Source organism: Rhizobium sp. BK275 (assembly GCF_014193555.1).
Classification (GTDB): Bacteria; Pseudomonadota; Alphaproteobacteria; order Rhizobiales; family Rhizobiaceae; genus Rhizobium.
This window is the reverse complement of record NZ_JACHZL010000014.1, coordinates 25,174-39,332: the sequence shown is the minus strand read 5'-3', so window position 1 is coordinate 39,332 and position 14,159 is coordinate 25,174. Positions and strand designations below refer to the sequence as shown.

Annotated in this window: 8 protein-coding genes; 3 read left to right on the top strand and 5 right to left on the bottom strand. The window is 61.3% G+C overall.

Annotated elements, in window-relative coordinates:
• Positions 1–4,658: N,N-dimethylformamidase beta subunit family domain-containing protein (locus FHT82_RS30115; RefSeq protein ID WP_183736380.1), on the bottom strand; the 4,658-nt coding region annotated here is incomplete at its 3' end.
• A gap of 490 nt (positions 4,659–5,148) precedes the next feature.
• Between FHT82_RS30115 and FHT82_RS30110 the strand changes: the two genes are divergently transcribed.
• The 3 genes from FHT82_RS30110 to FHT82_RS30100 all read left to right on the top strand — a co-directional run bounded on the left by FHT82_RS30110 (position 5,149) and on the right by FHT82_RS30100 (position 10,003).
• Positions 5,149–7,008: a tetratricopeptide repeat protein gene (locus FHT82_RS30110; protein WP_183736382.1), complete on the top strand. Its 1,860-nt coding sequence runs from the start codon at positions 5,149–5,151 to the stop codon at positions 7,006–7,008.
• A gap of 224 nt (positions 7,009–7,232) precedes the next feature.
• Entirely contained in the window at positions 7,233–8,960 is a 1,728-nt protein-coding gene (gene poxB, locus FHT82_RS30105; protein ID WP_183736379.1) for a ubiquinone-dependent pyruvate dehydrogenase, read from the top strand.
• A gap of 209 nt (positions 8,961–9,169) precedes the next feature.
• On the top strand, positions 9,170–10,003 hold the full coding sequence (locus tag FHT82_RS30100) for an inositol monophosphatase family protein (RefSeq protein WP_183736378.1): 834 nt from the start codon (positions 9,170–9,172) through the stop codon (positions 10,001–10,003).
• Between the two features lie 6 nt (positions 10,004–10,009).
• Here the strand turns inward: FHT82_RS30100 and FHT82_RS30095 are convergent, their stop codons facing one another.
• The 4 genes from FHT82_RS30095 to FHT82_RS30080 are packed head-to-tail and all read right to left on the bottom strand — an operon-like array spanning position 10,010 to position 13,966.
• Positions 10,010–11,089, bottom strand: a complete 1,080-nt coding sequence (locus FHT82_RS30095) for an ABC transporter ATP-binding protein (protein ID WP_183736377.1) — start codon at positions 11,087–11,089, stop codon at positions 10,010–10,012.
• Positions 11,090–11,112: 23 nt separating this feature from the next.
• Positions 11,113–11,934 carry an ABC transporter permease subunit gene (locus FHT82_RS30090; RefSeq protein ID WP_183736376.1) on the bottom strand — a complete coding sequence of 274 codons (822 nt, stop codon included), beginning with the start codon at positions 11,932–11,934 and terminating at the stop codon, positions 11,113–11,115.
• Positions 11,931–12,821 (bottom strand): ABC transporter permease subunit, encoded by an 891-nt coding sequence (locus FHT82_RS30085; RefSeq protein ID WP_183736375.1) that lies wholly within the window; start codon positions 12,819–12,821, stop codon positions 11,931–11,933. The genes FHT82_RS30090 and FHT82_RS30085 overlap by 4 nt, the downstream gene beginning before the upstream one ends.
• Positions 12,821–13,966, bottom strand: a complete 1,146-nt coding sequence (locus FHT82_RS30080) for an extracellular solute-binding protein (RefSeq protein WP_183736374.1) — start codon at positions 13,964–13,966, stop codon at positions 12,821–12,823. Before FHT82_RS30080 ends, FHT82_RS30085 begins: the two co-directional genes overlap by 1 nt.
• Positions 13,967–14,159 lie beyond the last annotated feature (193 nt).

The window sequence follows — 14,159 nt, the reverse complement described above, 5'->3', positions numbered from 1 at the left end:
ATGTTGAAGGTCTCGTTGGCGGCCAGACCGCCGAGGTCGGTTGCCGTGACCTTGACGCCATAGGTCCCGGCTGTCGTCGGGGTGCCGGAGAAGGTCCGCGTCGAAGCGTTGAAGCTCAGCCAGGCCGGAAGTGCCGTGCCATCGGCAGCCGTTGCCGAGTAGGTCAGCGTCTCGCCGCTGTCGACATCGGTGAAGGTGGTCGTCGGCAGCGTGAAGGAGAAGGCCGAGCCGACGGTGGCGTTCTGGCTGGCCGTCTGGACGGCAAGAACCGGTGCGTCATTGGCGCCATGGATGGTGACCGTCAGATTTGCCGTGGCGGTGGCCCCCGCCGTATCCCGCATCGTATAGCTGAAGACGTCGCTCAGCGTGTTGGTCGACTGGCGCAGCGCCTGGACGGCGGCATTGGTCTCGTTGATCGCATAACTATAGGCGCCCGATGCACTGAGCACGAGACTGCCATAGGTGCCGTTGAGGGCTGAGCCGAGCGTGCCTGATGTCGCGCCGAAGCTGACCGCCGTGACCGTCTTGGTGTCACCGGCATCCGGATCGGTGTCGTTGGTCAGCACATTGCCGCTGGCGACCACGCCGCCGGAGCCGTTTGCCACGCCGCCCTTCTCGGTCGCGTCTCCCGTATCGGCAACCGCCGTCGGCGTCGTGTTGCCGGGGGTGCTCGACACCGCAATGCTGAAGGTCTCGTTGGCGGCAAGACCGCCGAGATCGGTTGCCGTGACCTTGACGCCATAGGAGCCCGCTGTCGTCGGGGTGCCGGAGAAGGTGCGCGTCGAAGCGTTGAAGCTCAGCCAGGCCGGAAGTGCCGTGCCATCGGCGGCCGTTGCCGAGTAGGTCAGCGTCTCGCCACTGTCGACATCGGTGAAGGTGGTCGTCGGCAGCGTGAAGGAGAAGGCCGAGCCGACGGTGGCGTTCTGGCTGGCCGTCTGGACGGCAAGAACCGGTGCATCATTGGCGCCATGGATGGTGACCGTCAGATTTGCCGTGGCGGTGGCCCCCGCCGTATCCCGCATCGTATAGCTGAAGACATCGCTCAGCGTGTTGGTCGACTGGCGCAGCGCCTGGACGGCGGCATTGGTCTCGTTGATCGCATAGCTATAGGCGCCCGATGCACTGAGCACGAGACTGCCATAGGTGCCGTTGAGGGCTGAGCCGAGCGTGCCTGATGTCGCGCCGAACCTGACCGCCGTGACCGTCTTGGTGTCACCGGCATCCGGATCGGTGTCGTTGGTCAGCACATTGCCGCTGGCGACCACGCCGCCGGAGCCGTTTGCCACGCCGCCCTTCTCGGTCGCGTCTCCCGTATCGGCAACCGCCGTCGGTGTGGTGTTGGAGGCCGACGGATTGAACATCACATCGACCCAATAATTCGTCTGCTCGAAAGTGGCTGAGGGGAACAGGCTGCTGCTGCCATATCTGTACACGCCGTTACCGCTCGCGGGCGCCGTCAACGGGCCACTTGTCACATTGGAGACAAAGTAGTTGGCAGTCGTCGAATAATGACCGGTATTGGTGTGGTAAGACGCCGTGTAGGTCTGCCCGGGCGTCAACGTCACTGGACTGGAGAAATATGCGATCTGCCAGCCGCTGGCGGTTTCGTTCGTGAAGGTGAGAGTGGCGAGCTGCGTACCCGTGCTCGACCAGAGCGTCCCTGTATGCGTACCCGTATCCTGGCTGCCCTTATAAAAACGAATGCCGGCGACGGTTCCTGCGACAGAGGTCTGGAACTTGACACCGAGCTCGACGGCTGACGTATCGTTCGTATTGACAACGGCCGGAGTCGCCGCACCGAAGAGAGACGTGTAGCTTGGCCCACTGACGGTGACCGTGCGGCCAGCCGAAGGTGTTTCGAGGTTGATGCTGTCGTCCACGGCACGCGACAGGATCTTGTAGGTACCGGCGGTCTGCGGCGACCAGCTATAGGTCCAGTTCTCATCGCCTATCGCTGGATGCCAGCTCGCACCGTTGTCGGTCGAAACCTCGACGCTTGCGATCACCCCACCGCCCGTGTCGGCAGCGGAGCCCGTAATCGTCACGGTGGATCCGACGGCCACTGTTCCAGGCACAGTGATGACGGAGGTCGGAGCAACCTGGTCCGACGAGGCGGTCGCGGCGGTGAGCCCGGATTGCAACGTGCCGGGCTGAATGCCCATATCGGCAAGCAAGTTGACCATTGCCTGCTGCACGCGCGGGTCCGTCGGAGTCGCTGTGAGATCGTGATTGTTGCTCAGCCCCCATGTCCAGTAGACCGTCCCGGCGCCGAACACCAATGCACCGCTGGGGGCGCGATAGAGCGTCAGATTGTGGGTCGCGGTCGCATTGCCGGTCGTGTTGCCGTAATCGAGCAGGTAAGTGCTGACCGGAAGCGTCGTCGACGACAGCTTCACGAGGCCGGCCGGATCGAAGCCGTTGTCGGGCGCTTCGTCCCATTCATAACCGAGATAGTTCTTGGTGAGCGTCGCCGTCTGGCCGGGCTGAAGATTCGCGACGCTGGTATTGCGCCAGAAACGCAGATTGGCGTCGTCATACTGAATAGTGATCGCCTGGAGATTGTTGCCGACATCGTCGACCTTGAACAACTGCCCGGTCAGTGAGTTCTCCGGATTGCCGCCGCCAATGGCGGGCGGACTGAGGCGCGGATCACGGAAGGTGCCAGTCCATTCGTTGGAAGGGTCGATGCTGGCTGTGGGCGACCACGTCTCCTTATAGGAGATCAGAGTGCGATAAGGCGTGCCGTCGGCGCTGTAGGCATTGCCCCAGCGCGTGCGCCAATAGACCTCGTTGCCGCTCCAGAACATGAGGTTGACGCCCGCATCGCGCGCGGCTTCGACATTCGTTCGCTGCTGTCCCGACCAATATTCGTCATGCCCGGCATCGATATAGGTCTTGTGATTGAGCAGGAGGCTGCCGTAGCGGTCGACGTCGACGCCCGACAGGTAGGAGACGTCATAGCCGTTCTGTTCCAGCCAGTAGATGCCCGCATATTCGGCGCCGAACAGGTAATCCTGCGGACCGGCAAACGTGCCGACCCCGCCGCGGGTCGCAATCGGCCTGTTGTAGCTGACCGCATAGGCGCGACCAGCACCCTGCCCCGTCGCCGGACCGTTGCCGCCATAGAAGTTTGCGCCGCCCCAGCCGTTGTAAGCTTGCCAGGTCTGATCTGCGGTCTGGAAGACGATGTCGCTCTGGCTGTCGTCGTCGCGCACGATGAACGGGATGTGATTTTGGCCGGCGGTGCCATCCTGACGCACGAGCTTGGCGATATAGACGCCTGAGACGGCGTCCTCCGGTACGGTCCACGACGCCGAGACTGCCCAGTTGCCGGCATCCACCGTTCCGGTCGTAGCGTTGCGCAACGGACTGGGCTGGGTCTGCAATCCGGTATGCTGCAGGGTGTCCACCTTACGCGCACCCATGCCGCCATAATAGCCGAGGCGATAGATATCGATCCGGTAGTTGGTGGAGTTGGTATTGATCTTGAAGTTGATCGTCTTGCCGTTGTCGACGCTGATGTCGGTCGCAAAGCCTTCGATGTTGGAGCTGCCGGCACCGTCAATGCCCCACTCGCTCTCTGGGTTGCCCTGCTTCTGGTTTTCCGCCACGATCGGGTTGACGGGCGCCGCGGCCGCTGCAGCCTCGAGATTTTGCGTCGTTAACGACCGCTGCGTGATCGGCGCTGTGGTGACCGAGCCGGAAAGGATGCCGATACCCTTGGTGCCGGTTGCCGTTCCCGTCTCTCCGCCGCCGGGCAATGATCCGTTCAAGATCATCTGTCCTGCTCGATCTGCGGTTCCGCGCCAGCCCGACAGTGGGGACAGGTCACGGTCGAGAAGCGGGTCGCTGACCGACGCGCCGATGGCCTGCTTGATCGCTGCCACATAGTCCGGTCCTTCGGTCAACCGAGTCCCCGGCAATTGACCGTCCTGTTGAAGCAGGGCGCCGCCATGAGCCCAATCGAGAATTCGCGTAGGCGAGGTAAAGTAGCCGCAGCCACAGATACCATAGGGCATACCAGACGCCAGCGATCGAGCTCCGGCAGCCTGTTCGATCGCCTGCGCCGACGGGCTCGATTCGAGAATGACGACTTTACCCGAGTGCGCACGCTGCCCCACCACGGCGGACGAGCCTTGCCCCGAACCTGTCGGTGCTGGGCTCTGCGCAAGATACGGAGCCAAGGGATCATCGCCTATCGTGCTCATTCCAGCGTAAGTGCGATAAAGGGACGATGCAGGGCCGAATGTGCCTCCATTCGCGCCGCGCTTGAAAGGTGCAAAACCTGGCATATGGGCGGACAGCACAGACGCGGCAAAATCACCGCTTCGAACTCCCGTTCCGCGCGCCGCTGCGAAAGCGTCGGGCAAGGGCGGCGGTGCGTGGTTGATATTGCGTTGACCGTCCGCGTCGCCGATCGCTTCCACTCTATGTTCAACCTCATGTCCGCTGAGCGCAGAGTTGTCATCGGGACTGTCGACAAGGGCACCATGCTTGTTTCCAGCCGCAGTCTGCACGAATGTCGCAAGCTGAGCATTATCCTCGTGCCGATCGGCAGTCTTGCGCGACCTTACCTTTCCGCCGACGGTCAACCATTGGGGAACCCACGAATCCACTAGAAGTGAGCGCGAAGCCCACCGGCGAGCGTTGCGATACATGGCGTGCCCTCTCGAGAAGTTGCCAGGATCAAATCTATGAGGATCGTTGATATGCGGCCTTGAATTATAGTCGAAAAATAAGAGGGTATATCTTAACTATTTCGATCTACGAGCGGCATCCTTTTAGGCAAACGGGTCTTTCCGCAGAGACGCGACTTGCTTTTCACGAGTCAACAAGCGGTACAATCGTGGGATCCACTTCGGATCAGGGACGGCTGCTACGCTTGTCCGATACACATTCCAAAATTAATGCACCGCCTCAAAATTGTGCGTCTTGCCGCGTCAGGGTTTTTTCCAATCCGAAATAGCTAGCTTCTGGCGCAATCTTCGCCCGTTCGGAGTATTGATGCTGCGCCGTAACGATATAGGCTCTGCGCCGCCGTGACAGCATGCCGAATCGAAAGATATCGGCTGCAAGGGAGGGAGCCCTAGCACGGTCAAAATCTGGAAAAAGCGAGACACTGACATGAGACAATCCATGGAGAGGATCATGGAGCGGCGATTGAGTGCCATCCTCGCTGCCGATGTAGTCGGTTACAGCCGGCTCATGGGTATGGACGAGACAGGCACGCTGCAGGCTTTGAACCGGCATCGCTGCGAACTGGTCGACATCCGCATATCCGATTACAAGGGCCGTATCGTGAAACTCACCGGCGATGGCATCCTTGTGGAATTTCAGAGCGTCGTGAACGCCGTTGCCTGCGCCGCAGAAATCCAGCGCAGCATGGCCCTGCGCAATGAAAACGTCGCAAAGGAAGAGCGCGTCGAGTTCCGCATCGGCATCAATCTCGGCGATGTCGTGGTTGAAAATGACGATATCTTCGGAGACGGCGTCAACGTTGCCGCGCGCCTGGAAGGCGTTGCTCCGGCCGGCGGTATCGCTGTCTCGGCAATCGTACGGGATCAGGTCGGTTCACGCCTCAATCTCGGCTTCGAGTTTTTAGGTGAACACGTGTTCAAAAATATCCGCCAACCGGTGCAGGTTTATACGGTTTCCTTCGAGAAGCCGAGTTCCGCGCGCCTCGTCGCGCAGAACCGAAACACCTGCTTCATCGCCGTCCTGCCCTTCACCAACATGAGCGGCGATGCCGATCAGGATTATTTCTCCGACGGCATCACCGAGGATATCATCACCGATCTCTCCAAGATCTCCAGCCTGCATGTGGTGCCGCGCAACACCGTCTTCACCTATAAGGGCACATCTGTGAAGGTGAAGCAGGTCGCCCAGGAACTCGGCGTGCGTTATATGCTGGAAGGCAGCGTGCGCATCGTCGGGACGCGGGTACGCATTTCCGGCCAGCTGATCGATACGATGAACGGCGATCACCTCTGGGCCGAACGCTATGACCGAGACCTCACCGATATCTTCGCCATCCAGGATGAGATCACCCACGCGATCGTCGGCCAATTGAAAGTGCGACTGCTGCCGGAGGAGCGCAAGGCGATCGCCGCCGAGCCGACGGCCAATGTCGAAGCCTATACTTATTACCTGAGAGGCCGGCAGCTCTCCCATACCTGGACAAAATCCTATCTGCAGCTTGCCCGGCGCATGTTCTACAAGGCCGTCGAACTCGATCCGGACTATGGCCGCGCCTATGCAGGCATTGCCGATTGCGATGCGGCGATACGCGACTGGGCGCCCGACGACGTGCCCCTGGAGCGCATCCTCGCGATGAGCGCCAAGGCCCTGGAACTCGATCCCGACCTTGCCGAGGCCCATGCCTCCCGCGGCCTGGCGCTGCATCAGAACGGCGATGACGACGAGGCAACAGCGTGCTTCGAACGCGCGCTTTCGCTCGATCCCAACCTCTATGAAGCAAATTTCCACTATGCCCGCATCTTCTTCATGCGCGGGAATTTCGCCGAGGCGGTGCACTACTTTACCCGTGCCGCCGAAATCCGCCCCGACGACTATGTTTCGCCGATCCATCTGATGTCCTCATACCATTCTCTCGGACGGATGGCGGACCGGGAAAGCTGGGCGCGAAAAGGCATTGAAAGAGCCGAGCGGGCGCTCAATCAGAACCCGGAAAATTCCGGTCCCGCCCATCGCGGCGCGCTTGCCCTTGCCCATCTCGGCGAAGCAGCGCGGGCCTGCGACTGGGCCGCACGGGCGAGCGCCATCGACCCCGATGATATCGTCGCCCAATATAATCTCGCCTGCGTCCACTCCGTGCTCGGCCATGTGGAACGTGCGATCAATATCCTGGAGGGCTTGCTGCCCCGCAGCTCGGTCTACCACATCAAATGGTTCACCCATGATTCAGACCTGGACAACCTGCGCCGGGATCCGCGCTTCATGAAACTTATCGCGGAAGCGATAAAGGGGCGGGAACGGATCGAGGCGTAAGTCGCGGTAGAAGGACGCCAAGGGAGAGAGCCGAGCGGGCTTATGCGCTCGGCTGGCAGGCCGCCGCCTGGGATTCAGGCAAGCGGGCTTTTCACGGCCAGCGCCTATACCAATGTCCAGTTGGGTGTCTCCGTCACTCTGATAATTCTCCGGGTTGAGAAGCGCAGAGCGAGGCCTAGCTTCCTTTACCATCCACCTGAAACCCAAAGCCCGGGAGCCATTCGATGAAATCCAAGGTAGCTGATGTCCTGACAGAGGTGCTGCATTCGGCCGGGGTCAAGCGGATATATGGGGTGGTCGGCGACAGCCTGAACGGGCTCACGGAAGCGTTGCGAAAGAGAGGCGACATAGAGTGGGTCCATACCCGCCATGAAGAGACAGCCGCCTTCGCGGCAGGAGCCGAAGCCCATCTCAGCGGCGAACTTGCCGTGTGCGCCGGAAGCTGCGGCCCGGGCAACCTCCACCTTATCAACGGCCTGTTCGACTGCCATCGCTCGCGGGTCCCGGTCCTCGCCATTGCCGCGCAGATACCTTCGGCCGAAATCGGCCGAGGCTATTTTCAGGAAACGCACCCTGACCAGCTTTTCCGGGAATGCAGCCACTATTGTGAGCTTGTCAGCCATCCCGAGCAATTGCCTGGTGTCATCGAAACGGCCATTCGCAGTGCTATCGGAAAGCGCGGCGTTGCCGTCGTGGTCATTTCCGGCGACGTGGCATTGACCGATTTTGCAGCCAAGATTTCAACACCTGCTGCACTCACGCTGTCCCAGCCGAACATCGTGCCGGCGAACGATCAGATCGATCGACTATCAGCGCTGCTCAACGAGAGTTCGAAAGTCACCCTTCTCTGCGGACGCGGCTGCGAAGGGGCGCATGACGAATTGATCGCCTTCGCGGATCGGCTGAAGGCGCCTGTTGTCCACGCGCTTGGCGGCAAGGAACATGTCGAGTGGGACAATCCGTTCGACGTCGGCATGACCGGTCTGATCGGCTTCTCTTCGGGTTACAAGGCCATGCTGGAATGCGACACGCTTCTCATGCTCGGCACTGATTTCCCATACCGGCAGTTCTACCCAACCGACGCCAAGATCGTGCAGGTGGATATTCGGCCGGAAAATCTCGGCCGCCGGGCTTCGCTCGACCTCGCAATCGTCGGCGACGTCAAATCGACACTGGCAGCAGCGCTGCCGAAGCTGACGGAGCGAGCCGACAGGGATCACCTGGATGCGTGCCTTGCCGCCTACAGGAAGGCGCGTGAGGGTCTCGACGATCTCGCCACCGGCCGAGAGGGCGGCAAGATTCATCCGCAATATGTGGCACGCCTTCTGAGCGAGCATGCGTCCGACGACGCCGTTTTCACCTTCGACGTCGGGACCCCCACGATCTGGGCGGCACGCTACCTGAAAATGAACGGAAAGCGTCGCCTGATCGGATCCCTGGTCCACGGATCGATGGCCAATGCGCTTCCTCAGGCGATAGGGGCACAGGCGACATACAAAGGGCGCCAGATCATCAGCATGTCCGGCGATGGCGGCTTTGCCATGCTGATGGGCGACTTCCTGACGCTCGTTCAGCAGAACCTGCCGGTGAAGGTTGTCGTCTTCAACAATTCCGTTCTCGGATTCGTGGCGATGGAAATGAAGGCTTCAGGCTTCCTTGAGACTGGAACCGAACTCAAGAATCCGGATTTTGCGGCGGTTGCTCGGGCAGCCGGAGTGCATGGCATTCGCGTGGAAGATCCCGCCGAACTCGACGGTGCCATCCGGGAAATTCTGACGCATCCCGGCCCGGCACTGCTCGACGTCGTCACGAATACGCAGGAACTATCGATGCCGCCCAGGATCGAAGCAGCACAGGTGAAGGGTTTCGGTCTTTGGGCCATTCGTGCGGTGATGAACGGCCGTGGAGACGAGCTCGTCGACCTGACGGTCTCGAATTTCCTGTCTCGCTGACGTCGGACGCTGTCTCTCAAACCGTTGGGCGCCACGATAACCGCCTGTGGGAAGAGCTCCATCGGCGGCTGTGACCCAGCCGATTTAGGGAGACGACCAGCTTAGCCGCGGCGCATGCCACTGCGCCCGCTTCATAAAAACATCATGCACATTTGTAATGGGAATGGCAGACCTGCCCCTCATCTCCAGTCATCACACGGATTGTCTTCATGAAATTGTCTTCGACCGACGCGCGCCTGTCGCCGGCAGCCTCGCCCCGCCTTCTCGTGCTCGCCGAAACCGCCCTCAAGGCAGGCGAAACGGCACGCAAGGCACTCAGACGACGCACGGCGACCGAGATGGTCCACAAGGCTCCGCGCGACTACCAGACGGAAATCGACGTCGCGGTCGAGCGGATCATCGTCGAGGAGATGACGAGCGCATTCCCGACCTATGCGATTAAGGGCGAGGAAGAGGTCGGCAACCGCCAGGGTGGCGCGGACGCGCCGGTCATCTATATCGACCCGATCGATGGAACGACCAATTTCGCCTGGGGCATCCCGCATTTCGGCATGACGATCTCGATCGCCGAGGCCGGCCGCGTCGTCGCCGGCGTCGTCTATGACGCCATGCAGGACGAACTCTTCAGCGCCGAAGCCGGTGGCGGCGCCTGGCTGAACGGCGAGCGGATCCATTGCGCCGAGGTCGCCGATACCCAGAACGTACTGGTCGGCGCCGGCCTGCCGATCCCCGGCCAGGTGAAGGCGGTTTCGGAAGCGCTCTATTTCGATGCCGTCAAGCGGCTGATGGCCAATACTGCCGGCGTACGTCGTCTCGGTTCGGCAGCACTTTCGATCGCCTATGTCGCCTGCGGCCGGCTGGACGGCTTCTTCGAGGATGGTCTCGCGGTACATGACTTCGGCGCCTCGGCGCTGATGGTCGAGGAAGCAGGCGGCATCGTCACGCGCTTTTCCGGCGCTGATGTGAGGGGCAAAGGCGATATCCTCGCGGCAAGCAAAGTACTTTATCCCTGGCTCCAGGAAGGCTTTCAGCCGAAAGCCTGAGGTATGTCAGGCCGTGAAGAGCGGCTGCACGGTTGAAGCCGCTTCGGCAGATGCTGACTGGTGGATTAGGGCATTGTCGCGAAAGGCGAAAAAGCCGGAGCAGCTCGGAGTGACGAGCATGCCGGCCCTGATCATGTCGCTCGGCGCAACCATCGCCTTTAGCCTGACACTACCAGCAAGGTCGATATCGACGATCTTGTGCGTGCCGAAATCGGTGACGCGGTGGACCGTCGCCTCTGCCGGGCGGTTGGAGGAATGAACCGTCAATGCTTCCGGACGCATCGCCAGTGTCACCTTCCCGTCTGCAACGCGGATGGGGAAGCTGAAAAGCGGATGCGTGCAGACGCCGTTGCGGATCTCGGTCTCGACGAAATTCATCGAGCCGATAAAGCCTGCAACGAAAGCCGTCTGCGGGACGCGATAGATGACACTCGGCGGAGCCACCTGCTCGGTGCGGCCGTCGCGCATGACGACGATGCGGTCGGCAAGTGCGAGGGCTTCGTCCTGGCCGTGGGTAACGAATAGCGTGGTGATGCCGAGCCGCTGCTGGATATCGCGCACTTCCTCGCGCAGCCGCTCGCGCAGATGTTGGTCGAGACTGGCAAAGGGTTCGTCGAGCAGCAGGATCTTCGGTTCGAGGACGAGCGAGCGGGCAAGCGCTACGCGCTGCTGCTGGCCGCCCGACAGCTGTGTCACCGCGCGCCGTCCATAGTCCGCAAGGCCAACAAGAACGAGCGCATCCTCGACACGCTCACGGATCTCTGCCGTCGGCAGGCGCCGCAGCTTCAGACCGAAGGCGATATTGTTGAAGACATCCATATGGGTCCAAAGAGCATGGCTCTGGAATACCATGCCGGTCGGGCGCCGCTCCGGCGGCAGTGTGGTCACATCTTTGGCATCGATGCGGATGCTGCCGCCCGTCGGCCGTTCGAAGCCGCCGATCATCCGCAGCAACGTCGATTTGCCGGAACCCGAGGGGCCGAGCAGGCAGACGAGTTCGCCATCGCCCACCTCGAGCGAGAAATCGCTGATGGCAAAGGTGTGGCCAAAGCTCTTCGAAACGCCTTCGATTGCCAGATGTGCCATTTTCCTATCCTTTCTGGCCGCGCTCAGGCGCCGAAGCCCCGTGCAAAGGCGCCGGTCCCGACAACGCGCCGCGCAAACATCAATGCCGCAAAGGACGGCACCCACAGCATGACGGAGAGGACCGCGCCATATTGCACGACGATCTGGTTGTTGATGAAGCTGATCATCAGCACCGGCATGGTGCGGATCTCGGGCGCGCCGATCAGCCAGGCACCCTCGGTCTCATAGAAGGTACCGACGAAGGTCAAGAGCAGGGCCGCGGATATCGTCGGCGCAGCCTGCGGCAGCGTGATCGACCAGAAGACGCGAAGCGGTGTCGCGCCGGCGTCGCGCGCGGCCTCTTCCATGCGCCGGTCGACATTCTGGAAGGCGGCGACCGGGATCCAGATCATCAGCATCAGCGTGCCGACGAGTTGGATCAGCACCACGCCCCAGAAAGTGCTGATCAGCCCCAGCTGCAGGAAGATGCCGGCAATCGCCACCAGCAGACCGAATTTTGGAAAGGCATGGGAGGCAAGAAACGAGAGAAACAGGACGTTGCGCCCGGGAAAACGCATGCGCGCAAAAGCGTAGGCCGCAGGCAGGCAGATGATCGCCGACAACACCGTTACCGTCGCCGTCAGCCGCAGGCTGAGGAAAAGCGCATCCCAGACATCCTTGCGGGCCAGCGTCTGCGACCAGAAACGCAGGCCGAATTGCTGGGGAATGACGGAAGGGTAGCGCCAGACCTCTGTGAAGGCCCAGGTGGCAACGACCAGCAGCGGCGCCGCGATGAAGAGCGTCAGCAGCAGCGAGAAGGCAAGGCCAATCCAATCGAATTTCAAGGCGGTCGACTGGCGCATCATCGGCCCTCGCGGTTGCGGGCGATCGACCAGACATAGAAGACGCCGAAGAGGAGGCAGAAGCAGAAGGTGATAACGGCCTGCGTCAGCGCATTCAACGGGTCGTTCATATCGGCGAAGGTGCGCTGCATGAAGGGTCCCATCATCTCCGGCGAGGCGGGGCCGAGCACATAGGGCAAGGTAAAGGCCGAGAATATGCCGAGCACGGCGAAGGATGCCGTCACCAGCAGCGAATTGCCCATGCGCGGAAGGATGATCGAGACGAAGACCCTCAAAGGCGCTGCGCCGACATCGCGGGCGGCCTCGATGGAGCTGTTGGAAACGGAAGAAAGGCCGGCCTTCAGCATCAGGACGGTCAAAGGCAGATTGTCCCAGACAAGGCCGATAACCGGCCCCCAGGGCGTCAGATAGGGGCTCGGCAGCTTCGGAAGGCCCATGGCATTGAGCAGGATGTCGACCGTGCCGTTCGGTCCGATCGTGCGGATCAGCGCATAGGAGAGAATGATCGAAGGAACGAACATCGGAAAGATCGCGAGACCCTGCACATAGCCGGCAAGGCGACTGCCTGAAAAGCGGAGATAAAGCGCAATCGGAAGGCCGATCGCAAGCAGGAGCAGGCCGCAGACAAAGGTCGTCCAGAGCGTCAGCCAGAGATTGTTCAGGCTGTAGGCGTCGCTGAAGAAGAAATGGTAGGAGGAGAGCGAAAACTCTGTCGTCCCGTCCGGCTGGCGGACGAAGACGGTGGTCGCGACCGCCGAGAAGATCGGAAAGATGATCAGCCAGCCGACCAGAAAGACCGGCATACCGACGAGGAGGAGTCCGTAAAGGCTCCCCCTGCCGAGAGGCTGAGCGCGGTGCGCGACCGCAGGCTGCGCGGCATCCAGCGCCATCAGGTGCGGCTGATACCGGGAGCGACAGTCCGATACCAGCCGTCGTTGATCGCCTTTTCCCAGTCGCCGCCCGGAAAGGTCGGGATGGTTGCCGGGATGACGTCGGCGTATTTCTTGCGCAGGTCTTCGGAAATGTGATCCCAGGAAACGCCCGGGAAGCCGCCGATCTCGGTGATGATGGCTTCCTGCATCTCGCTTGTCAGCATGAAGGCGGCGAGCTTGAGGGCGGCATCCTTGTTGGCGCCGTTGGTGAAGATCGTCATGGCCGAAAAGCCGCCGCAGAGCGCGAGGTCGGAGAGCTGCACGAGGCCGGTCGTCTCGGGCAGAACGCCCTGCGAGATCGCCTGCAGGACCTGGTCGGACCAGACCGGAGCCATGGTCACGACGCCCTGGGCGAGCAGCTGGATCGACTGCGTATTGCCTGCGGTATAGGCGCCCTTCTGATAGAGTGACGGCGCGAGATCGTTGAGGATCTTCCAGGTGGGCGTCAGCGACTGTTCGGCAAACTCGGCGGTGAAGTTGTCGATCTTGAACTTCTTCGGATCACGGCCATTGGCTTCGTGGATCGCACGGCGAACAAAATTGAGACCCGAACCGCCCTTGTCCGGACGGTTGTAGATGAACTGGCCGGGATTGGCCTTGATCCAGGCCGTCAGCTGTTCCCAGGTCTTCGGCGCGTCCTTCGGGTCGAGCTTGGCCTTGTCATAGGCCAGCAGAACCTGCGAGCCACGGTAGGGCAGCGCGTAGGGCGTGTCGATCGCGAGCGGGTTGACGCGGTCGAAACCAGCCACGTTCTCGGCGGAGAATTTTACCCAGAGACCGGCATCGGTGCCGCCGGCCGGAAGACGCGGATCGAAGGATTCGAAGAGGTCGGCCTGCGGATCGGTCTTGGTCTTCAGCGCAGCGAGAGCGCGGTCGCCGATGGCGCGAAGGCCGTTGTTATCGCCGGCATCGGTAACCTTCAGCGCGACTTCCGGATGCGCCTTTTCGAAGGCTGGACGGATGATGTTGTTCCAGAGGTCGATGATATTGGAATCCGACCCGCTGTAGAGGTCGATCGTGCCTGCGGCGGCCGAGGCAAAACGCGGAAGGGCGAGAAGGCTCGCAGCCGCCGACGATGTGATCAGAAATTCGCGTCTATTCATACCCTGTCTCCCTTCACTGTCGAGGCCGTGCCCCAGATGAGTTCTGAGACTTGCTAGCCCCGGCGCGTAACACCGGAATGACAGGAGGAAACAAAATGCACACGTGTGCTAAGCTGCCTCGCGATTTTTGGCGACGCTTCCTAATGATGGCATCTGGAGCGACGAGGGCATGAAATTTCGACGTAGTCTGTTC